This is a genomic window from Pseudomonas zanjanensis (assembly GCF_014268745.2).
Lineage (GTDB): Bacteria > Pseudomonadota > Gammaproteobacteria > Pseudomonadales > Pseudomonadaceae > Aquipseudomonas > Aquipseudomonas zanjanensis.
This window is the reverse complement of sequence record NZ_JABWRB020000001.1, coordinates 2,778,561-2,797,567: the sequence shown is the minus strand read 5'-3', so window position 1 is coordinate 2,797,567 and position 19,007 is coordinate 2,778,561. Positions and strand designations below refer to the sequence as shown.

At 58.5% G+C, this 19,007-nt stretch carries 18 protein-coding genes and 1 pseudogene; 12 read left to right on the top strand and 7 right to left on the bottom strand.

Features of this window, described 5'->3' with window-relative positions; genetic code table 11:
* Positions 1 to 20: 20 nt before the first annotated feature.
* On the bottom strand, positions 21 to 1,727 hold the full coding sequence (locus HU715_RS11520) for an amidase (RefSeq protein ID WP_186704766.1): 1,707 nt from the start codon (positions 1,725 to 1,727) through the stop codon (positions 21 to 23).
* 386 nt (positions 1,728 to 2,113) lie between these two features.
* Here HU715_RS11520 and HU715_RS11515 point away from each other — a divergent pair, with 386 nt between their 5' ends.
* The 4 genes from HU715_RS11515 (at position 2,114) to HU715_RS11500 (ending at position 6,356) form a co-directional block, all read left to right on the top strand.
* On the top strand, positions 2,114 to 2,788 hold the full coding sequence (locus tag HU715_RS11515; protein WP_186704767.1) for a phosphoribosyltransferase: 675 nt from the start codon (positions 2,114 to 2,116) through the stop codon (positions 2,786 to 2,788).
* A 150-nt stretch (positions 2,789 to 2,938) separates the two neighbouring features.
* On the top strand, positions 2,939 to 5,122 hold the full coding sequence (locus tag HU715_RS11510; RefSeq protein ID WP_186704768.1) for a PAS domain-containing sensor histidine kinase: 2,184 nt from the start codon (positions 2,939 to 2,941) through the stop codon (positions 5,120 to 5,122).
* A complete protein-coding gene (locus tag HU715_RS11505) occupies positions 5,119 to 5,520 on the top strand; it encodes a response regulator (protein ID WP_186704769.1) in 402 nt (133 codons plus the stop codon). Before HU715_RS11510 ends, HU715_RS11505 begins: the two co-directional genes overlap by 4 nt.
* Positions 5,521 to 5,912: 392 nt before the next feature.
* Positions 5,913 to 6,356, top strand: a complete 444-nt coding sequence (locus HU715_RS11500; RefSeq protein ID WP_186704770.1) for an HIT family protein — start codon at positions 5,913 to 5,915, stop codon at positions 6,354 to 6,356.
* A 66-nt stretch (positions 6,357 to 6,422) separates the two neighbouring features.
* Here HU715_RS11500 and HU715_RS11495 read toward each other — a convergent pair whose 3' ends face one another.
* Complete coding sequence (locus tag HU715_RS11495; RefSeq protein ID WP_202892768.1) at positions 6,423 to 6,833, bottom strand: MarR family winged helix-turn-helix transcriptional regulator; 411 nt, start codon at positions 6,831 to 6,833, stop codon at positions 6,423 to 6,425.
* Between the two features lie 134 nt (positions 6,834 to 6,967).
* Here HU715_RS11495 and HU715_RS11490 point away from each other — a divergent pair, with 134 nt between their 5' ends.
* Together HU715_RS11490 and HU715_RS11485 are read left to right on the top strand one after the other, a co-directional pair.
* Complete coding sequence (locus HU715_RS11490) at positions 6,968 to 8,479, top strand: FAD-dependent oxidoreductase (protein ID WP_186704771.1); 1,512 nt, start codon at positions 6,968 to 6,970, stop codon at positions 8,477 to 8,479.
* A gap of 340 nt (positions 8,480 to 8,819) precedes the next feature.
* The gene (locus HU715_RS11485) at positions 8,820 to 9,338 is read left to right on the top strand and encodes a hypothetical protein (protein WP_186704772.1); all 519 of its coding nucleotides are present in this window, start codon (positions 8,820 to 8,822) and stop codon (positions 9,336 to 9,338) included.
* Positions 9,339 to 9,444: 106 nt separating this feature from the next.
* Here the strand turns inward: HU715_RS11485 and HU715_RS11480 are convergent.
* Positions 9,445 to 9,591, bottom strand: a pseudogene (locus HU715_RS11480) (helix-turn-helix domain-containing protein); the annotation flags it as partial.
* Positions 9,592 to 9,791: 200 nt separating this feature from the next.
* Here HU715_RS11480 and HU715_RS11475 point away from each other — a divergent pair.
* The 3 genes from HU715_RS11475 (at position 9,792) to HU715_RS11465 (ending at position 11,860) form a co-directional block, all read left to right on the top strand.
* Positions 9,792 to 10,511: a DUF1353 domain-containing protein gene (locus HU715_RS11475; RefSeq protein WP_186704773.1), complete on the top strand. Its 720-nt coding sequence runs from the start codon at positions 9,792 to 9,794 to the stop codon at positions 10,509 to 10,511.
* 404 nt (positions 10,512 to 10,915) lie between these two features.
* Positions 10,916 to 11,257: a DUF6124 family protein gene (locus HU715_RS11470; RefSeq protein WP_186704774.1), complete on the top strand. Its 342-nt coding sequence runs from the start codon at positions 10,916 to 10,918 to the stop codon at positions 11,255 to 11,257.
* A gap of 153 nt (positions 11,258 to 11,410) precedes the next feature.
* Positions 11,411 to 11,860 carry an NUDIX hydrolase gene (locus HU715_RS11465; protein WP_186704775.1) on the top strand — a complete coding sequence of 150 codons (450 nt, stop codon included), beginning with the start codon at positions 11,411 to 11,413 and terminating at the stop codon, positions 11,858 to 11,860.
* Positions 11,861 to 12,118: 258 nt separating this feature from the next.
* Here HU715_RS11465 and HU715_RS11460 read toward each other — a convergent pair whose 3' ends face one another.
* Entirely contained in the window at positions 12,119 to 12,505 is a 387-nt protein-coding gene (locus HU715_RS11460; protein WP_186704776.1) for an Imm41 family immunity protein, read from the bottom strand.
* Between the two features lie 131 nt (positions 12,506 to 12,636).
* Here HU715_RS11460 and HU715_RS11455 point away from each other — a divergent pair, with 131 nt between their 5' ends.
* The 3 genes from HU715_RS11455 (at position 12,637) to HU715_RS11445 (ending at position 15,291) form a co-directional block, all read left to right on the top strand.
* Positions 12,637 to 13,107 (top strand): hypothetical protein, encoded by a 471-nt coding sequence (locus tag HU715_RS11455; protein ID WP_186704777.1) that lies wholly within the window; start codon positions 12,637 to 12,639, stop codon positions 13,105 to 13,107.
* Positions 13,108 to 13,318: 211 nt separating this feature from the next.
* The gene (locus tag HU715_RS11450; protein ID WP_186704778.1) at positions 13,319 to 13,732 is read left to right on the top strand and encodes a hypothetical protein; all 414 of its coding nucleotides are present in this window, start codon (positions 13,319 to 13,321) and stop codon (positions 13,730 to 13,732) included.
* A 122-nt stretch (positions 13,733 to 13,854) separates the two neighbouring features.
* On the top strand, positions 13,855 to 15,291 hold the full coding sequence (locus tag HU715_RS11445) for an IS1182 family transposase (protein ID WP_186704779.1): 1,437 nt from the start codon (positions 13,855 to 13,857) through the stop codon (positions 15,289 to 15,291).
* A 243-nt stretch (positions 15,292 to 15,534) separates the two neighbouring features.
* On the opposite strand, the gene HU715_RS11440 is transcribed toward HU715_RS11445, so the two are convergent.
* From HU715_RS11440 to HU715_RS11430, 3 genes are all read right to left on the bottom strand, one after another.
* A complete protein-coding gene (locus HU715_RS11440) occupies positions 15,535 to 15,888 on the bottom strand; it encodes a CPCC family cysteine-rich protein (protein ID WP_202892769.1) in 354 nt (117 codons plus the stop codon).
* A 272-nt stretch (positions 15,889 to 16,160) separates the two neighbouring features.
* Positions 16,161 to 16,745: a DUF805 domain-containing protein gene (locus HU715_RS11435; protein WP_186704780.1), complete on the bottom strand. Its 585-nt coding sequence runs from the start codon at positions 16,743 to 16,745 to the stop codon at positions 16,161 to 16,163.
* A 302-nt stretch (positions 16,746 to 17,047) separates the two neighbouring features.
* Positions 17,048 to 18,907, bottom strand: coding sequence for an ABC transporter ATP-binding protein (locus tag HU715_RS11430; RefSeq protein ID WP_186704781.1), 1,860 nt, complete (start codon positions 18,905 to 18,907; stop codon positions 17,048 to 17,050).
* Between the last annotated feature and the right edge of the window lie 100 nt (positions 18,908 to 19,007).

The window sequence follows — 19,007 nt, the reverse complement described above, 5'->3', positions numbered from 1 at the left end:
CAGCAACCCCAATGACCGGCTCAAGCCGACAGCGGCGGGGTCCGAGGCGGGACCAGGCGCTTGGAGCCGATCGACTCGAACGCCGATGCCAGTCGCAACAGTTTTGAATCATCATAGGCGCGCCCGGCAAATGTCAGCCCGACGGGCATGCCGATGTCCGCCATGACGCCCATCGGCACGGTGACCGTGGGCACGCCCAGGTGACGAATGGCGAGGTTGCCGTTGGCGACCCAGACCCCGTTGCTCCAGGCGATATCGGCAGAGGCCGGATTGATATCCGCGTCCGCCGGCCCGACGTCGGCGACGGTCGGGAAGATCACCGCGTCCAGGCCCAGCCGTTCCATCCAGTCTTCCAGGTCGATCCGGCGTGTTTCTTCGAGCCCCCGCAACCCGTCGGGCAATGTCGGGATCTGGTCCCAAGGCGTGATGCCGCGTTGGGCCATCTTCACGTACTCATCCATGCCGGCGGCCAGGTCGTCCTCGCGGTTGGGCAGGGTGCCCGGGTCGTGGGGGAAGATCTTCGGTCCATCGACGTCGGCCAGGCGATTCAACTGCGGATCACCGTTGGCCCGCAGGAAATCATCGAATGCCCAGGCCGACAGGTCCCACAATTCATGGTGCAGGAATTCCTTGGAAACCAGGCCACGGGTGAACACCGTCGGCGTGCCGGGACGATCGCCCTCGCAATTGGACACCAGTGGGAAATCCACCTCGACCACTTCGGCGCCACAGGCCTCCAGGGCCTTGCGGGCTTGCTCCCAAAGGTCGATCACCGAGGCGCGAGTGATGATGCGCTGCCCCGTCGGGCCGCCAATGCCGGGGGCCTCGGCCGTGCCGGCTTCAGGGTCGGCATTGATGTACATCCGTGGCACGCCGAACCGAACGCCGGCCAGCGCTCCGGGTTTGCTGGCAAGGCTCGGATACGAAGCGGGACGAACCGAATCGACGCTCGGTATCGGCACCCAGGGCTGCAGGCGCCACAGGTCGCCACGGGTGTCCGGGTCCTCGGCCACCACCACGTCCAGCACTTCGAGCAGGTCGGCCATGGTCCTGGCGAAGGGCACCACGACGTCCATGGTCGGCGTCAACGGCCAGTTGCCCCGCACCGAAATCACCCCACGGGACGGCGTGTAGGCGCACAGGCCGTTGTTCGACGCCGGGCCGCGTCCGCTCGACCAGGTTTCTTCAGCCAGGCCGAATGCCGCGAAACTCGCGGCGGTCGCCGTGCCCGCACCGTTCGAGGAGCCGGAGGCAAAGGGGGCAGTGAGGTAGTCGCCGTTGTACGGGCTTTCCGCCCGGCCATACACCCCGCGCTGCATCCCGCCGTTGGCCATGGGCGGCATGTTGGTCTTGCCCAGGCAGATGGCCCCGGCGGCGCGCAGCCGTTCGATGGTGAACGCATCGCGATAGGCCACCAGGTCCTTGAACGCCGGGCTGCCGGACGCGGCGGTGAGGCCCTTGACCAGATAACTGTCCTTGGCCGTATAGGGAATGCCGTCGAGTGGACCGAGGGTCTGGCCGTTGGCCCGGCGGGCATCGGAGGCCTGCGCTTCCTTCAGCGCATCCGGGTTGCGCACCACCACCGCGTTGAGGGCGGTGGGCGTGTCGGGGCCGTCGTAGGCGTCGATCCTGGCGAGGTAGGCCTGGACAAGCGCTACCGCCGTGGTCTGGCCCGATTCCAGCGCGGCGCGCAGTTGGGCAATGGAAACTTCGGTGATGTCGATCATGCAGTTACCGCCGCGGCAGAAGGATGACGGGGTGTGCGGTCCATTGACGTTGGGGCCTGGCACTTCAGGTCATCTCAAGGTGGATATTTATCGGGTTTTGACTACTGTACTACGGAAGATCGAACAAGGGCAGCCCAGGTTTGACGGGATTTTTCTCGGGCGTGCCAAAATTTCTCCTCCGTCAGACCTCGTTAAGAAACGGCTTCGGCAGGCGTAATGACTCGAGATTCCCAAGTCGCTGGCGCCGACGATGCGGTCACGCCCGCCGATTGGCGTGACGACGCAGGCAGTTTGGATCACTCAGCCGTTGCTGGACACCCCGTGCCGGGTATCCTGACAGGGTGACTGTGCGGACGACGTGTCTGTTTTTGCAAGGAGACCCGACTATGAATCCCCTGTCTTTTGCATCGCCGCCTTATGCCGATCGAGCCGCGGCCGGCCAGCGCTTGATGGAATCCTTGGCCCAGTATCGTGGACGTAGCAATGCGATCGTCCTGGCGTTGCCCCGGGGTGGCGTGCCCGTCGCCTGGGAGGTGGCCGATGCCCTGGGGCTGCCCCTCGACCTGATACTGGTGCGCAAGCTCGGTGTGCCGTCTCATCCGGAAGTGGCGATGGGCGCGATTGCCAGCGGCGCCATCCAGATTCGCAACGACGATGCGTTGCGTGCCCATCACGTCGACCAGGCTGCCTTCGATGCGGTGCTCCAGCGGGAAAGGCAGGAGCTGGCGCGCCGTGAAGCGCTTTATCGCGGCAGCCGCCCACCTATCGACCTGAAACAGCAGGTGGTCCTGCTTGTGGATGATGGCCTGGCCACCGGTGCGTCAATGATGGCGGCGGTCCATGCGGTACGCCTGCAAAACCCTCTTGCCATCGTGGTTGCCGTTCCAGTGGCGCCGGTCGAAACCGCCGAAGCCTTGCGCAGTGAGGTCGATGAGTTTGTGTGTCCGTTGATGCCCGAGTGGATGCGCTCGGTCGGCGATTGGTACGAAGACTTCAGCCAGACCCCGGACGAAACAGTGGTCGCGCTATTGGACAGGGCCTGGAGCAGGCCTCGTTCATAACCGCTGCGCGAGCCTGACGGTTATCGCCAGGGCTGACGTACGGCACAGGCGCCGTTGTCCTTGAAGAGTTTCCTGAACTCGCGCGCTCAATAGCGATCTAGAGTCCATTGAGACCCTGAGCGTTGCAGCCAGGGGGTTTGAGGATGACTGATGTCGAACATTGAAGAGCTCCCCTTGGAAGCCTGTACGCCAAGCGAATACGAAAGCCTGATCGCGATGGGGACGAATGCGCTGGATGCCATTCCCGGTGCGGTGTACCTCTGCGATCACCAAGGGTGGCTCGTGCGGTATAACAGCGAGGCGGCCGAGCTGTGGGGAAGGGCGCCGGCGCTTGGAGAGAACGGCGACCGCTTCTGCGGCGCCCATCGATTGTTCCTGGCCGACGGAACGCCGCTGGCATTCGAGCACAGTCCGACGGCCTCGGCGCTCGATACCGGCATTGCGCCGCGCAATCAGGAAGTGATCATCCAACGTCCGGATGGCTCGCGGTTCGTGGCGCTTATGAACATCCGCGCCCTCAGGGATCGGCGGGGCGTCATTCAAGGGGTGATCAATTGCTTCCAGGACGTTTCGGCGCACCACGCCATGGCCGAAGAGCTTCGGCGCAAAAGTGCCGATCTGGAAGACTTTTTTGAAAACAGCGCGGTGGGCCTGCATATCGTCAGTGGCGATGGCACCATCCTGCGCGCCAACAAGGCGGAGCTGGCGCTGCTGGGTTATTCGGCGCAAGAATACATCGGTCGCCACATCACCGAATTTCATGTCGACGAGCCGGTTATTGGCGACATTCTCACCAAGCTGGGCAGTGGCGATCGCCTGGAGAGCTATCCGGCGCGCCTGAGGGCCAAGGACGGCTCGATCAAGCATGTCACGATCACCTCGAACGGCCGGTTCGAGAACGGAAAACTCTTCAATACCCGCTGCTTCACCATCGACAGGAGCAGCGTCCATGCGGCCGAGGCGGCGCGCCAGGACAGCGATGACCGGCTTTCGGCGACCTACGAAGCGGCGACCATCGGCATTGCCGAGGCCGGCATCGACGGCCGCTTGCTCCGGGTGAACGATGCCCTGTGCAACATGCTGGGCCGGTCGCGGGACGAGCTCCTGGCGATGACCTTCCTGGATTACACCCACCCGGACTGTATTACGCAGGATGCCGGATTGTACGCCCGTCAAGTGGCCGGTGAATTGGATAATTACGTGCTGCGCAAGCGCGCGGTGAAGCCTGATGGCGAGGTGGTTTACCTCGACATCCACAGCTCATCGGTGAGAGACGCCAACGGTACGTTTCGGTATGGCGTGCGGGTGCTGCAGGACGTGACATTGGCGCGGCGCATGGAAAACCAGGTCCGCGAAAGCGAACGGCACATGCGCAATCTCCTCGAAGCGTTGCCGGCCGCGGTGTACACCACCGACGCCGAGGGGCGTATCACGTTCTTCAACCGCGCCGCTATCGAGTTGTCGGGGCGCACGCCGCAGTTGGGTGAGATGTGGTGTGTGACCTGGAAACTGTTCAATACCGACGGAACCGCGCTGCCCCACGATCAATGCCCGATGGCGGTGGCGCTGAAGGAAAATCGGCCGATACGCGGCGTCGAGGCGATTGCGGAGCGGCCCGATGGCAGCCGTGTACCATTCACGCCGTTTCCCACGCCTTTGCATGACGCCGATGGAAACCTGGTGGGCGCCATCAACATGCTGGTGGACATTTCCGAGCGAAAGCAGGCGGAAAACCGGCAGAAGACATTGATTGATGAGCTCAATCACCGGGTCAAGAACACCCTGGCCACGGTGCAATCCCTGGCGGCCCAGACCGCGCGCAATGCCGAGGATGCGAAGGACGGCTACCGGCGTTTCGAGGCAAGGCTGTTGGCCTTGTCGCGAGCACACGATCTCTTGACCAAACGGCATTGGGGCCAGACGCCGCTCGACACCCTGGCCCATGAAGTGCTGATGCCGGTCTTCGGGCATGAGCCTGGCCGTGTGGCGATCGAGGGGGCTGCCGTGGACGTCGGCACCCGCGTGGCGCTCAACCTGACGATGACCCTCAATGAACTGGCGATCAACGCGCTTAAATATGGGGCCATGTCGGTCGAGACGGGCACGCTCGCCGTCACCTGGCAGCTGCAAGCCCAAGGGGACGGAACGCTGTTGACCCTTGACTGGCAAGAGCGAGGAGGGCCAGCGGTCGCCCCGCCGGAGCGGGAAGGGCTGGGTTCGCGCCTGATGAAGCGTTGCATCGAGCGCGACTTGGGTGGCACCTTTGAGCTCACCTTTGCTTCACAGGGCGTTTGCTGTCGCTTTTCGTTCCTGATTGGGGTGGCTGGGGCATGACCCCATTGGCTGGAAACAGGGTGCTGGTCGTCGAGGACGAAGGCGCCATTGCCCTATTGATCGAAGAGATGCTGGAGGAATTCGGATGCGAGGTCGTGGCGTCGGTCGCCCGGCTCGCTAAGGCCTGTGAAATCGCTCGCGCGGTGCAAGTTGACCTGGCGATCCTGGACGTCAACCTGGCTGGCGAGCGCGTGTTCCCGGTGGCCGAGATTCTTCGTGGTCGCCACATTCCCTTTCTGTTCAGCACCGGATACGGCGCGAGCGGGCTGCCGGCCGAATACGCCGGGTGTCCGGTGCTGCACAAGCCGTTTTCGCAAAGCGAGTTGCAGCAGAAAATGGCCGTAACGCTGAAGCAAGCCCGCGCAGGCGGCGTTACATCCAGCATTGATGGCAACTGATCCACCGCTATCGCGAGCAGGCTCGCTCCCACAATGGCCGGCGGTGGACTGTGACTGAGCGGCCGCCACAAATCCCCTGTGGGAGCGGGCTTGCTCGCGAAAGCGGTAGTTCAGCCAACCACGATATCGACAAGTACGCCACCTTCGCGAGCAAGCCCGCTCCCACAGAGATTTGGGCCAGACACGACCTTTACGAATCGCTCGAAAAACTGTGGGAGCGAGCCTGCTCGCGATGACGTTGGCACAGGCAATTCATCGCTGACTGACCCACCGCCACCATCGCCAGCAAGCCCAACCCTTGGCTTTCAAGCAGACCTCTACGAGACGTCGCCGCTGGACTGTGCTAAATCTCTTACCGGCAACCCAACGCCCTAACCATTCAAGGAGTGAACATGAGTCTCCACGGTCATTACGATCCAAAGAACATCTTTGCGCTGATCCTTCGCGGCGATGCGCCGTGCTACAAGATTTACGAAGACGCCGATGTGCTGGCCTTCCTGGATCTCTTTCCGCAATCGCGCGGCCATGTCCTGGTCATCCCCAAGAATTCCCAGGCGCGCAACATCCTCGAAGTCGAGCCCACAGTCCTCGGCGCAATGATGTCGGCCGTGCAGCGCCTGACGCGGATCATCGTGGACGAGCTGCAGCCGGACGGCGTCCAGATTGCGCAGTTCAACGGCGCGGTGGCCGGGCAGACGGTCTACCACATTCACATGCACATCATCCCTCGCTGGGAAGGTGAGGAAGCGGGTGCGCATGGCCGGGGCAAGGCCGATCCCGAGGAACTGGAAAAACTCCAGGCTCGCCTGGTCGCGCGCATTGGCTCAGAGGCCTGACGCTGAGAAAAATCCTCTCGGGGCACAGGGCGTGCCCCACGCATCAGAACGGGCGATCACCCTGCGTCACGCCTGCTCCTGCGCACCGGTCAGCGTGTCATCCTTGATGTCGTTGGCAAACTTGCACATGAGCCGTACCAGGTTCTCTACATCCGCTTCGTCCCACGTGGCGAAAATGGCTCGCCCGATCCGCGCACGTGCCTCGTCGATGCGATCGGTCATCGCCTTGCCTTTTGCGGTAATGACCGACTTGCGTACCCGACGGTCGGCGGTATTTTCCCGAGCGATCAACTCCAGGCTTTCGAGTTTCGTCACCTGCCGACTGACCGTGGTGTAGTCGCGCCCGACGCGATCGGCCAGTTCACCAACGCCGATAGGACCAAGCCGCTCCACGGAGACCAGCAACGGAAACAGCGCGCGATCCAGGGATATTCCGGCCGCCTGCACCATGGCTTCGTCCCGCTGAGGTCGGTTCATCACCCCGACGATCTCCATCAGGGCGCCGTGAAGCTCGCGCAATTGGGCATTAATATGTGCGTTCCGCACATTTTCGATTGACACTGTTCCGGCTCCGTCTAAATATGTGCGTTCTGCACATATGTGGGGTCGTCATGAAAGAGCAATTCGAAATCCAGGTATTGATTTGCGGCGCGGGCGCGGCCGGTCTGGCGATGGCTATCGAGTTGGCGAGAAGGGGAGTTCCCTTTCGCCTGATCGAAAAGGCAGGCCAGCCGTTCAACGGCTCGCGCGGCAAGGGCATACAGCCCAGGACCCAGGAAATATTCGAGGACATGGGGATCCTCGACCGAATCGTCGCAGTGGGTGGAGTCTACCCGACTGAACGTCGATATCGCGACGATGGCAGTTTCACCGACGCTGTCAGCATCGAGCAAAACGAGCCCACGCCAGCGGAACCTCATCAATCGCCGTTGATGGTGCCGCAATGGCTGACGGAACAGGTCATGCGCGAACGCCTGCTTGAACTGGGCCATCGGCCGGAGTTTGGTTGCGAACTGGTGGGGTTCGAGCAGGATGCCGAGGGCGTCAGCGTTCAGTTGGTCGGTAAGGCCGGCGAAGAAACGCTCCGGGTGCGCTGGCTTGTCGGGGCCGATGGCGGCCGCAGTTTTATCCGGCATGCGCTGGGTATCGGCTTCCCAGGCAAGACGCTAGGCATTCGCGCCATTGTGGCCGATGTCTCGGCTACGGGCCTGTCGCGGGACCGCTGGCATCGTTTTGGCGACGGCGACATGCAGCACCAGATATTCCTGTGCCCGTTGGCCGGGACCCAGCTCTTCCAGATCCAGGCGCCGATAGCCCCCGACGCGGACATTGGCCTGGATGCGCAAACATTGATGGACCTGGTAGCACAGCGCACGGGGCGCGATGATATCCATATCCATTCGGTATCCTGGGCATCGGCCTACACCATGAACGCGCGGTTGGCCGATCATTACCGTGTCGGTCGAACGTTTCTCATCGGCGATGCCGCACACATCCACCCACCCACGGGTGGCCAGGGTCTCAATACCAGCGTGCAGGATGCCTACAACCTGGGTTGGAAACTGGCGGCGGTCATCAACGGTGCGCCGGCGGCACTGCTCGACAGCTACGAGCAAGAACGCCGCCCGGTCGCTGCGGCGATGCTGGGCCTTTCCACCCAGTTGCTGGACGCGCACCAGCGCGGCGACATGCGCCGTGGGCGCGAAGTGCACCAACTCGACATCGGCTATCGCGAATCCACGCTCGCCCTTGAACGACCCAACCCTACCAGCGGCCCATTGGCAGGCGATCGTGCGCCGGATGCACCGATGCGCGGGGCGGCCGGTAAACTGCAACGGCTGTTCGACCTGTTCCGGGGGGCGCACTGGACACTGCTCGGTTATGGCGCGGAACGCGATGCCGTAGCACCTCGCCCCGGGCTGCACATCCATGTCATCGGCCCAGGCGGTGATATCCAGGATGACCAAGGACATTTTCGTGACGCTTACCAACCTGCGATGGGCGATTGGGTTCTCGTCCGTCCCGACGGGTACATCAGTGCCTTCGTATCAGCCGGAGCGGGGGAGGCGCTGGAAGACTACCTCGCACGGGTAGGGCTGGACGCCGCAGAGTTGGAGGGTTGATCAAGGGCTACGGCACGCCGCGTTAATCAATGGCCGTTCGGGCAGGCGCGCAGCGATACATTCAGCATCGATGCACGCAGGCCCACCGCCATCGCGAGCAGGCTCGCTCCCACAGGGGATGTCGGGTTGATGGAAAATGGCGGCTGTCCCGGGTCCAAGTGTGGGAGCGAGCTTGCTCGCGATGGCGACAGTACATCCAATAACAGTGCACACAGACCCACCGCTTTCACGAACAAGGTTGTGCACCCCAGCACAAACCCCATCAACAATTCCTACCCAATCCCTTGCCAACCGCTACCATTGCACGCTGACCTCCCGACACCCCCGGACATTCACTTTCATGAAATTGCGCCTGCTGGCCGTTGCCTTGTTGTTCACCTGCACTCTGACTCACGCCGCTGAATCGAAACCCGTTCCCAAAGCCCTGGAAGAACAGATTGGCCGCCTGGTCGCGCTCATCAAGGACAGCTACGCCACCGGCTATCCCGAAGCGACGCTGGTGCAGACCCTGGACACCGGCGAGGACAGCCAGGTCACCCTTGCGGTTTTCACCATCGAGGGTTTCGGCATGGGCAACAACTACAGCCAATACCTGGCCGCCTTCACGCCCGAAGAGAACGAAGAGGGCGTGCCGCACTACAGCCTGTTGGACGTGATGCGCATCGGTGGCGACAGCTGGCGGGCCATCGACAACCTCGATGCCAAGTTGGTCAGCGACCCGACGGGTGAACAGACCCTGATCGACATTCCCGTGATGGAGAATACCGACGAGGATGCGCCGAATTTCCCAAGCCGAGCCGCCGTGATTCACCTGTCCCTGGACGGGTCACAGGCCGTGCGATTGGTTGAGATCAAGTAAGGTGCTTCGCTCAGTCGAATTTATGTGATTACGGTATGAGTGCTATGTAATTGGCGTGGTTTATCGATTAATACCGCAAGGGTAATTTGTTTTCCTACGATTCCCATCGAGAGGAAAGCCAAATCTCCAACTGACGCATCGCCCGGCTCAGCGCCGGTTGCGACATGCCCAACTTGGCCGCGACGCGGGTGAAGCTGCGCTCCTGGGCGACGGCGGCGAAGATGGCGAGTTGGTCGTAGCGTTCGGTGGTCATTGATCCGTCTCTGGTATGAGCAGGCCAGGATTATGGCATCTCTTGTATTGATGGGCTGAACCATTTGAAAGTGGAAAACTGCCAGGAAAATTGACTGCTATAGTTAACTCGCAGCAGCTGATGTAAGTAAAGTTCATAGCACCAAGCTCCATAAAAATGATTTGAGTTGTCTAATCGTTATATCGACAAGAAGAGGCGATATGCGTAAGGCTATAGCGCTGATGGTGCTGTTAATGGGGGTCGCAAATGCACTGTTTGCGAGTCAATTTACGGGAGAATTGAAATTGCTCCCTGAAGGTTGTCAATTTACCAAGGAGCGAAAGTGTCAGTTAGGTTCCATGCTTACGTTTAAATCGCCAAATGGCTTGGTGTGGCAAACCGATATTTGGAAAGCAGGCAATCATGAGTCAGGAACCACGGATGGCGCTTCGATCCCGAAATGGGCGCAACCTATAATAGGTGATGCTTACGACGAGTCTTTCTTGAAGGCGGCAATTGTCCATGATCATTATTGCTACGAAGAAAATCGGGTCCGGTCGTGGGTTGAAACGCATCGGATGTTCTATTACGCGCTAATCGATCTTGGTATTGATAAAACCAAGGCGAAAACAATGTATTTTGCCGTTTTTACTTTTGGTCCTCACTGGAGGGGGATTGTCGCTGGAGAGAAGTGTGGTGAAAATTGCATCAAGACTTTAGCTCCTTCTGGACTGGTTTCAGAAGAAAGTCAGCTCAACGGGGAGCGCTCAATTACGACGACACAAAACTTCAAGGCGGCTCTTGAGGCGGATCCGAGTATGAGTCTCGATGAAATCGAAGCTTATGCCGAGGCGGCCAAGCCAAATGATTTTTACGTCGGTCAGGAGAGTACGTATGTTTCTGAGGGCGTGAATGATCCCAATTTATTACAGAAGTATTAGCTTGGTCAGGATACACGTCACATCGAACCCGTCGCGCAGCGCAGCGCTCCGGTGGTGGAATGGTGAACGGGCTTGTCGTAGGAATTGACGGAGCGAATATTGCCCATTGACTTGCAGGACATTTCCTAGAAAATCCCAGTCCCTTGCGCCTGCTGATTTCGGTGCCTAGTCTTTGCTCACCGCTACCAATCAGCGGTCGGGTTTAGCAGCTCGGAATCACGTTAGGCGCACGGCAACTGCCTTCAGTGCGGGCATTTTTATTGCTCGAATTCTTATGGCGGCTGTGTGCAGGGCATCCTCGGGTGCGCCGGTTTCCTAACGTACCGGTCTGCTAACCTGCGCACGGCTGCCACCCACTCGTTTAGCAGCGAACGTGGCGGCTCCCATAACGTTAGGAGCATTCCATGGACAAACTCATCCCAGACCCACCCGTTCCACCGCTGCACCTGGACATCGCGGCCGACGCCCACGCCGAACGTGTCATCGATTCCTATCTGAACCCCAAACCCGCCCAGCCTGACAAGAAGCCACCTCCGGACCAACTGTTCACCGTCGTGGAGGGCGTCGATGCTGAAAGCCTGTTGGCCAACCTCAGCGAAACGTTAGCCTCCGCCAATGCCATGGCCAACGATTTGGCGTTTGACCTGGAGGATTCTCGACGGCATGTTGCACTGGGGCTGCAACAACTGATTGAACTAGGTCTGCTATTGGCAAACCGGGCGCTGGATGTCATCGACCCTAGGTAAGCGTTTGGTGGAATAGATTCCATTTTTCCCAAGATGGATCGGGTCGGAAGCGAAGGGCTGCTTCCGACCCGAAGCGGACATCAAAATATCTGGCGACTCACGCAGAGGATAAGGTCGTAAGATGCGTGCTTCGTTGTCGATAAGGAAATCGCGATGTCACCGAACAAGGCTTGCCCCGTAATCCTCTCCAGCATTCCTGGCACACACATCCTTCTGTTCCGCCATCCAATAGCAGGCGTACAACTGGTCAAAGGAACAATCGAGAAAGGCGAAACTCCAGTTGAGACCGCTCTGCGCGAATTAAGCGAAGAGTCGGGTATTACGGACGCCTCGGTTGTCAGCGATATGGGCTGCTGGGACGCCGAGCATCTCGACCAGATATGGTCATTTCAGCTGTGTTTCACCCAGGCAACCTTGCCGGAGCAATGGACTCATCTCACGCTCGATGATCATGGCCATTTCTTTAGCTTTTTTTGGGCTCCGCTCGATAATTTGCCGTATGCCGACTGTCATCCGGTCTTCCGTAGAGCGTTAATGTTCCTAACTGCCAGGCTGACAGCGCGAGGTTTTGTGTTGGCTCATGAGCAAAGCAGAAATATGTGATCCGAAGCTTCGACTTTATATCCTCAGACGTCTCTCGATCGACCGCTTCTGGCCGACAGTTGTCGTGGCCTAACCTTCGCGAGGATTGAGTTCGAATAAGCCAAAGCAATCCAGCAATGGCGCGATTCGCTCGACCGTCACGACCCCCGAAGGCAGAACTCTAAGGGCTAGTCGGTCCTGCCTGCTTTCTCGGCATGCGCAAGGCTGGCCGAGGAACGGTGGATTGACATCAGCGATCATTAACCCCGTCCGGTCAGATTACGGGCCACCTACGAGCCACGGATTGGGTTCGTCAAAGCGAGCCGGTGTCGGCATTTTTCCAGCGAAGAAACCCTCAAACACCATGTGGAATCTCTCGCGGGAATCGTAGATCTGCTTTCTTTTCAGGTTTCGGATCTTGAAGCGATCCTTCCGATCGAAGTGGCATCCGAATAGTAGAAAACTGTAGCTAAATATCTCGAACACCCTATGTGAGAGCGGCTGACTGAAGCTTGTCTCTGTTGCGATTTGATAGAGTGCCCACTCCAGCAGCCAGTATTCTTCACGATCCCAGAGTCCCGCTTCATGTAATCGTCCGATGAACGAGGCGTCTTCGTATGCTTCACCCCCAACGAAATTTCTTGCGATCACAGCGTGCGGATCCATGTTAAGCATTTTCCATATCGGATAAGGTCGACAGCGTACCGAGGTGCCCGCTCTCGGACAATCTTCAGCACAACTTCCGCGCCCTACATAGCGGAGCGGTTGGCTAGCCTGTCACCCATGGAGCCCAGGAAATGCAGGTTTTTGAAATCTTACCGCTCGAGGCTATTGGTCCTGTTCGTCTTGGCGCAGCACGCGCTACAGCGAGGCAAAAGATGGCTGCCATCGGATTCCCGCTCGAGCATTCCCATGACCGCGTCGATTATTTTTGCGAGTCCTGCGTGCAGGTTTCCCACGGGCCGAACGATGAAGTCAGCTTCATTGGTGTCTGCGGAAACCCGAACGTTACGTTCATGTTCAAGGGAGTCGATGTCTTTGCGCACTCTGCCACACATGTGTTTTCAGTGATGGCTGCTTCGGACAATTCCGGCCAGCACGAATTCTCATCCTATGAATACCTGTTTCCAACCCAAATCCTGACGCTATGGGATGCGGATGAACAATATGACCGCCAAGGAGGAGAAAGCCGTGAAGTCTGGGGTCAGGTCGGCATCGGAACCAGCGCTTACATGGCGGCTATTCGCGCCATCAAGACAGGCATGTGAATGGATCCCGATTGAATGAGAGATGGTTTACAGGGCCATCTTCGAGCAAAACGCGACCCGTTGGGAACGACAGCTTTCGGCCCAGGCTGTGTGAAAACACATTTTTAGAACGATTCGGCCATGGGGGCATTCGACCAGGTTTTGAGGCACCATATGATCTCTAAGAATCCAGCAGCTCGACGCAGCTCGTAAACCAAATCAGGAAGAATGAATGCCTTCCCGTCGCCGCCTCAGTAGTGTCTGTCAAAGTATTGCGCACCACGCTGCGAGCAGTCTGTCGTACGTACACCCACATCTGTTGCAAGCCCTCAAAGCGACCGGGGAATCGATCGCGACGGTGGATCTCCTGAGTGCGACCCCATACCCGAAGGAGCTTCTCAGTCATCCCCACCTTCCCACCGCCCTCTCTTCACTACGTGATCGTTTTGAACAGATTTTGAAATCTGAAGGATTTTTAATAACCGACCTCAGCGAGGCCAAGCTATTTTTCAAGCCTGATGGCCAATACAGTGACGAGTATTGTTGCGAATGCCACGCAAGGTTGTCTCATCCAAGCGGCCGTAAATACTTTGCGGCAGTCAATTGCATGGGTAAATCCATTGTTCCCCTGCTTGCCCATATCTGACCAATCCCCTCCGGTAATGTCTTCAATCCAGATGAAAAGCGAGCTTTGCTTTAAGGTCAAAAGTCAGAATACGCCGAGGATGATCTAAGCTTTTGTTCGTCTAGATCGTATCGGGGGCGATCATGAAACGATTCATTGAGGGCGAGACTCGGACGCAGGTGACGCTGCTGCCGGAGTGCTTGGACGATTATGTAGCCGAAGAAAATTCAGTGCGAGTGGTCGACGTTTTCGTCGATGAACTCGACCTGGGCGCACTTGGTTTTGGGGGCGTCGATCCTGCCGCAACGGGTCGTCCGGCCTACCACCCAGCGGTGTTGCTGAAGATCTATATCTACGGCTATCTCAATCGGATTCAGTCAAGCCGCCGACTTGAGCGTGAGGCCGAGCGCAACGTCGAGTTGATGTGGCTAACGGGGCGTTTGGCTCCGGACTTCAAAACCATTGCCGACTTTCGCAAAGACAACGGCAAACCCATTCGCAGCGTATGCCGCCAGTTCGTAGTTCTTTGCCGCAACCTCAATCTCTTCTCTCAGTCGATCATCGCCATTGACGGCAGCAAATTCAAAGCCGTCAATAATCGCGACCGCAACTTCACTCAGGGCAAGGTGAAGGCACGCATGCAGCAGATTGAGCAGAGCATTGATCGCTATCTGGCGGCGATGGATTCGGCGGATCGGGCCACGCCCGAAGTGGCCGAGGCCAAAGCAGAGCGGCTTAAAGAAAAGATAGAAACACTGAAAAAGCAGATGCGGAAACTCAAGGAAATCGAGGCGCAGCTCCACGAAAGTCCAGACCAGCAGATCTCCCTCACAGACCCAGATGCACGCTCAATGGCCACGAGCGGCCGAGGCACCGGAACCGTTGGCTACAACGTACAAACAGCTGTCGACGACAAACACCATCTGATCATTGCCCATGAGGTGACCAACGTGGGTAATGATCGTGGGCAACTGAGCAATATGGCGAACCAGGCGCGTGAAGAAATCGAGGCTGAGTCGCTAACGGTGGTGGCCGACCGAGGCTATTACAAAGGTCCGGAAATCCTTGCTTGCGAGCAAGCCGGCATCACTACCTACGTACCGAAACCCCTCATATCTGGCAGCAAAGCCGAAGGCAGATTCGGCAAGCAGGATTTCATTTATCTGATTGCGTCGGACGAGTATCGATGCCCTGCGGGACAGTTTCTAACCAGGCGGCATTCGTCGATGGAGGACGGCATGTTATTGCAATGTTACTACTTCTCGGGCTGCCAGTTCTGCTCAATGCAAAAGCAATGTACGACGGGTAAGGAGCGCCGGGTGAAGCGCTGGGAACATGAGGCGGTAGTCGACGCGATGCAGGTTCGGCTAGAACATGATCCAGCGATGATGAGGGTTCGTCGACAGACCGTTGAACACCCTTTTGGAACGCTCAAGTACTGGATGGGAAGTACCCACTTCCTGACCAAAACCCTGCCGAGGGTGAGCACTGAGATGAGTCTTCATGTGCTCGCCTACAACCTCAAACGAATGATGAGCATCTTCGGCATCGCAGCACTGCTTGAGGCGATCAGGGCGTGAATCCAGCCGCTTGGCTCGCCAGTTAGTAGCCGTTTGGGCCGCTGATGCGGCCCAAACGGCATTACGTACTTCTATGTCACTGACTAAGCTAATTCGCTCTTCCCCTCGCTGATTCCAAAGGCAACGTTCGCGACTCTCAGTTTTCGAGGTGTTTAGCGCGTTTTCACACAGCCTGGGCCAAAAGCAGCCGTTTGGAATAGACTGCTTCCGACCAATTTGGGCTTAGTACGCCAATTTGCGCTGCTAGGTCCGCAGCCAATAGTAGAGGTCGTACTTCGACTTCATGTGTTGAGGATGCTGGTTGTCGGAGTCGGGATCTGGAATGGCGACTCGGCGAGTCCAGAGTGGGAACCACTCACCATCCCGCATATCGCTATCGCTAACCATTCGCACATTCTTCAACATGGTTCGCTCGCAGGCACCGAATTGGACGAAATTGACCTGCGCCTCGAACAAGCTACATCTATTCGGTCCGTCCACCTGGTGAGGGTAATAGAGTTGGAACACATCATCCTCCCAGAAGCAAATTGGGCAAATGTCGTATGACCCTGGGTGTTCCTCGAAGACTGCATATCCGCAGCATGGGCAGGTAAACATCAGTTTTCACTTATGGGTGGCAGTCTATTCTTGGTCGATTTTAGCCACATGCTGAACGGTTGCAATGGGTCGGTGGCTGCCCTTAATGACAGGCCGCAACCGGCCAAGAACGGACGTTTAGAGCAGAGAAATAAATCTGTTCTCTTTTCCCAATGGACATCACTGCGGCGTACGCAGGGCTATCGCGTGGTGCGCGCAACGCTCTCTACAAAGGCACCTGAGCACTTGGCGCCGCGCAATGAGGTGAAGCATGGACTTCGCGTACGCTAACGTTATGCCTGAACCAATGCATTAAAGAACCACTCGTAGGGTGCCCGTGGGTTGTATTGGGGAAAATACACAACTATCACGGTTAAAGTTACAAGCAGCAGCACCACCAACAGCGCGGTAAGTAGCTTTACCGACGTCGAAAGAGGTGGATTGGGCGGGCCGTATTTATTAATCGCTTTACGCCCCGGAAGCATGAAGAGCGGAAGCGTTATCACAAAGCCGATAACAGGGACTACGCTGAGAATTCCCCATATCGGACTCCAGCCTAGATCACGTGCCCTGCGTACCAGTAGAGACACGTTGAGCAGCATGGCAGGAACGACAACGGTGACACCGACTATCAGCAAAACCACCAGTTGATGGCGCAACCCCACCATAAAGAACGTCAGCAAAATGCACGGAAGAACCAGCACCAAGGGCACATGAATCAGCCAGAAGCGCGCCAGAGAAATACGCCCGGAAAAATCCAAAATCTTGGGGGTTGAAAACGTGACAACCTCGTCGTCAATCAGTTGGGCGTCGCCCGGCTGGTATGGGTTTTCGATTTCGCTGCTGATGCTGCCGAAAACGGGTTCTATCCGGGCCATTTAGTGCTATTCCCTTATGTATGATGGTGCTATTCACGTCACAACGTTTACGCCTCATATCTAATCGAAGGCCGGCATCAAACTCAAGAGAAAAGACGCTATCGTGTAAGGGGGGCTGTATGCACCACAGCATGTGTGGGTCTGTCGCAGGGTGCGCGCAGTGCACCTTACTGAAGCCGCTAGTAAAAAGGCGGGTCATGTCCCTACTCTGAACGACGGCTTCTGGGCCGAAAGCTGCCCGTTGTGAAGGACAGCTGACGACCCAAAACACCCACCTGCAGATCCCCCCAGGCCCTTCACGCTTAAACCTGATCCATCGCCTCCGTCACCCACCGATCCTCACCCAGGAACCCGCCACTCTGGTGGTGCCACAGCCGCGCATAGATGTCGTTCTTGGCGAGCAATTGTGCGTGGGTACCCTGTTCAATGATCCGCCCGTCATCCATGACAATCAGCCGATCCATCGCCGCAATCGTCGACAGCCGATGAGCAATGGCGATGACCGTTTTCCCCTGCATCATTTCATCTAGGCTTTCCTGGATGGCCACTTCGACTTCCGAATCCAGCGCGCTGGTCGCCTCGTCAAGGAGCAGGATTGGCGCGTTCTTGAGCATCACTCGGGCAATCGCGATGCGCTGGCGCTGGCCGCCCGACAGCTTTATGCCGCGCTCGCCCACCAAGGTGTCGTAGCCGGAGTGACCTTGGCGGTCGCTCAGTTGGCTGATGAACTCATCGGCCTGGGCATTGGCCGCCGCGCGGCGGACTTGTGCGTCAGTTGCATCGGGTCGGCCGTAGGCGATGTTGTCACGAATGGAACGGTGCAGCAGGGACGTATCCTGGGTGACCATGCCGATGGCGCTGCGCAGGCTGTCTTGCGTCACGCGGGATATGTCTTGCCCGTCGATACGGATCTGCCCGCTGTCGACATCATAAAAGCGCAGCAGCAAGTTGATGAGCGTGGATTTGCCGGCGCCGGAGCGGCCCACCAGGCCGATTTTCTCGCCCGGGCGGATGTCCAGGCTCAGGCCATCGAGCACCTGGCGTTCACCGTTGTAGTTGAAGCTCACGTTGTCGAAGGTGACCGCGCCGCCGGAGGTCACCAGCACCCCCGCGTCCGGCGCGTCCTGCACCTTGGGGCCGCGGGTCAGGGTTGCCATGCCATCTTGCACGGTGCCGATGCTCTCGAACAGCGAGGTCATTTGCCACATGATCCAGTGCGACATGCCATTGATGCGCAACGCCATGGCGGTGATGGCCGCCACCGCGCCGGCGCCGACGTCGCCCTGGTGCCACAACCAAAGCGCATAGCCGCCAGCGGCCATGATCAGCCCCACCACCAACGCTTGGTTGACGATCTCGAACTGGCTGACCAGGCGCATCTGGCGAAAGCCGGTCTGCTTGAAATCCTCCATGGCCGCGCGCGCGAAATGCGCTTCACGGTTGGAATGGGAGAACAGTTTCACGGTGGTGATGTTGGTGTAGGCGTCCGAGATCCGTCCGGTCATCGACGAGCGGGCATTGGCCTGTTCCTGTCCGACTTTGCCCAAGCGGGGCACGAAGTAGAGCATGGCCAGCCCGAACAGCACGATCCAGGCCACGAACGGCAGCATCAGTTTCAGGGCGAAGCCGCCGGCCAAGGCGATGATCGCGATGAAATACACGCCGATTCCCGGGGCGATCTCGATCAGGGTGAACAGCACGTCGCGCACGGCCAGGGCCGTTTGCATCACCTTGGTGGTGACCCGGCCGGAAAATTCATCGGAAAAAAACGAAAGGCTTTGCCGCAGCATCAGGCGGTGGAAGTCCCAACGCAGCCGCAACGGCAGATTGATCGCCAATATCTGGTGCTGCACCATCGTACGCAGCGCCACCAGCCCGACGCTGGCCACCATGACGATACCCATGCCCCACAGCACGCGACTTTCCTGCGCTGCCGCGTCACCCCCGGCTTGCCAGGTCGAGAGCAGATCCACCACCTGGCCGAGGAACGAAAACAGCCAGGCTTCGTAGATCGACACGCCGGCGCTGAGCAGCGCAAACGCCAGGATGTAACCGCGGGCGCCCCGGGTGCAGGCCCAAAGGAACCGAGCCAGGCCGTTGGGCGGCGGGGGGACTTCGTCGGGTGGGAAGGGGTCGAGTCTTTGTTCAAATACGCGAAGCATGGTGGTCTCCGAAACGATCAATGACGGAGATTCTGCCATTTAAAGACTGCTTTGAGGGTTATGTGAAGTGGTGGGTATGGCTCTCTTGGCATGTCGCCCA

Bases quoted from the DNA above. Each gene is read 5' to 3' on its own strand.
- HU715_RS11490 (WP_186704771.1), top strand. From the start codon at position 6,968: ATGAAAGAGCAATTCGAAATCCAGGTATTGATTTGCGGCGCGGGCGCG.
- HU715_RS11455 (WP_186704777.1), top strand. From the start codon at position 12,637: ATGCAGGTTTTTGAAATCTTACCGCTCGAGGCTATTGGTCCTGTTCGT.
- HU715_RS11435 (WP_186704780.1), bottom strand. From the start codon at position 16,745: ATGGCCCGGATAGAACCCGTTTTCGGCAGCATCAGCAGCGAAATCGAA.
- HU715_RS11495 (WP_202892768.1), bottom strand. From the start codon at position 6,833: ATGAACCGACCTCAGCGGGACGAAGCCATGGTGCAGGCGGCCGGAATA.
- HU715_RS11430 (WP_186704781.1), bottom strand. From the start codon at position 18,907: ATGCTTCGCGTATTTGAACAAAGACTCGACCCCTTCCCACCCGACGAA.
- HU715_RS11515 (WP_186704767.1), top strand. From the start codon at position 2,114: ATGAATCCCCTGTCTTTTGCATCGCCGCCTTATGCCGATCGAGCCGCG.
- HU715_RS11505 (WP_186704769.1), top strand. From the start codon at position 5,119: ATGACCCCATTGGCTGGAAACAGGGTGCTGGTCGTCGAGGACGAAGGC.
- HU715_RS11450 (WP_186704778.1), top strand. From the start codon at position 13,319: ATGCCTTCCCGTCGCCGCCTCAGTAGTGTCTGTCAAAGTATTGCGCAC.
- HU715_RS11470 (WP_186704774.1), top strand. From the start codon at position 10,916: ATGGACAAACTCATCCCAGACCCACCCGTTCCACCGCTGCACCTGGAC.
- HU715_RS11510 (WP_186704768.1), top strand. From the start codon at position 2,939: ATGTCGAACATTGAAGAGCTCCCCTTGGAAGCCTGTACGCCAAGCGAA.
- HU715_RS11465 (WP_186704775.1), top strand. From the start codon at position 11,411: ATGTCACCGAACAAGGCTTGCCCCGTAATCCTCTCCAGCATTCCTGGC.
- HU715_RS11460 (WP_186704776.1), bottom strand. From the start codon at position 12,505: ATGGATCCGCACGCTGTGATCGCAAGAAATTTCGTTGGGGGTGAAGCA.
- HU715_RS11500 (WP_186704770.1), top strand. From the start codon at position 5,913: ATGAGTCTCCACGGTCATTACGATCCAAAGAACATCTTTGCGCTGATC.
- HU715_RS11485 (WP_186704772.1), top strand. From the start codon at position 8,820: ATGAAATTGCGCCTGCTGGCCGTTGCCTTGTTGTTCACCTGCACTCTG.
- HU715_RS11520 (WP_186704766.1), bottom strand. From the start codon at position 1,727: ATGATCGACATCACCGAAGTTTCCATTGCCCAACTGCGCGCCGCGCTG.
- HU715_RS11445 (WP_186704779.1), top strand. From the start codon at position 13,855: ATGAAACGATTCATTGAGGGCGAGACTCGGACGCAGGTGACGCTGCTG.
- HU715_RS11440 (WP_202892769.1), bottom strand. From the start codon at position 15,888: ATGTTTACCTGCCCATGCTGCGGATATGCAGTCTTCGAGGAACACCCA.
- HU715_RS11475 (WP_186704773.1), top strand. From the start codon at position 9,792: ATGCGTAAGGCTATAGCGCTGATGGTGCTGTTAATGGGGGTCGCAAAT.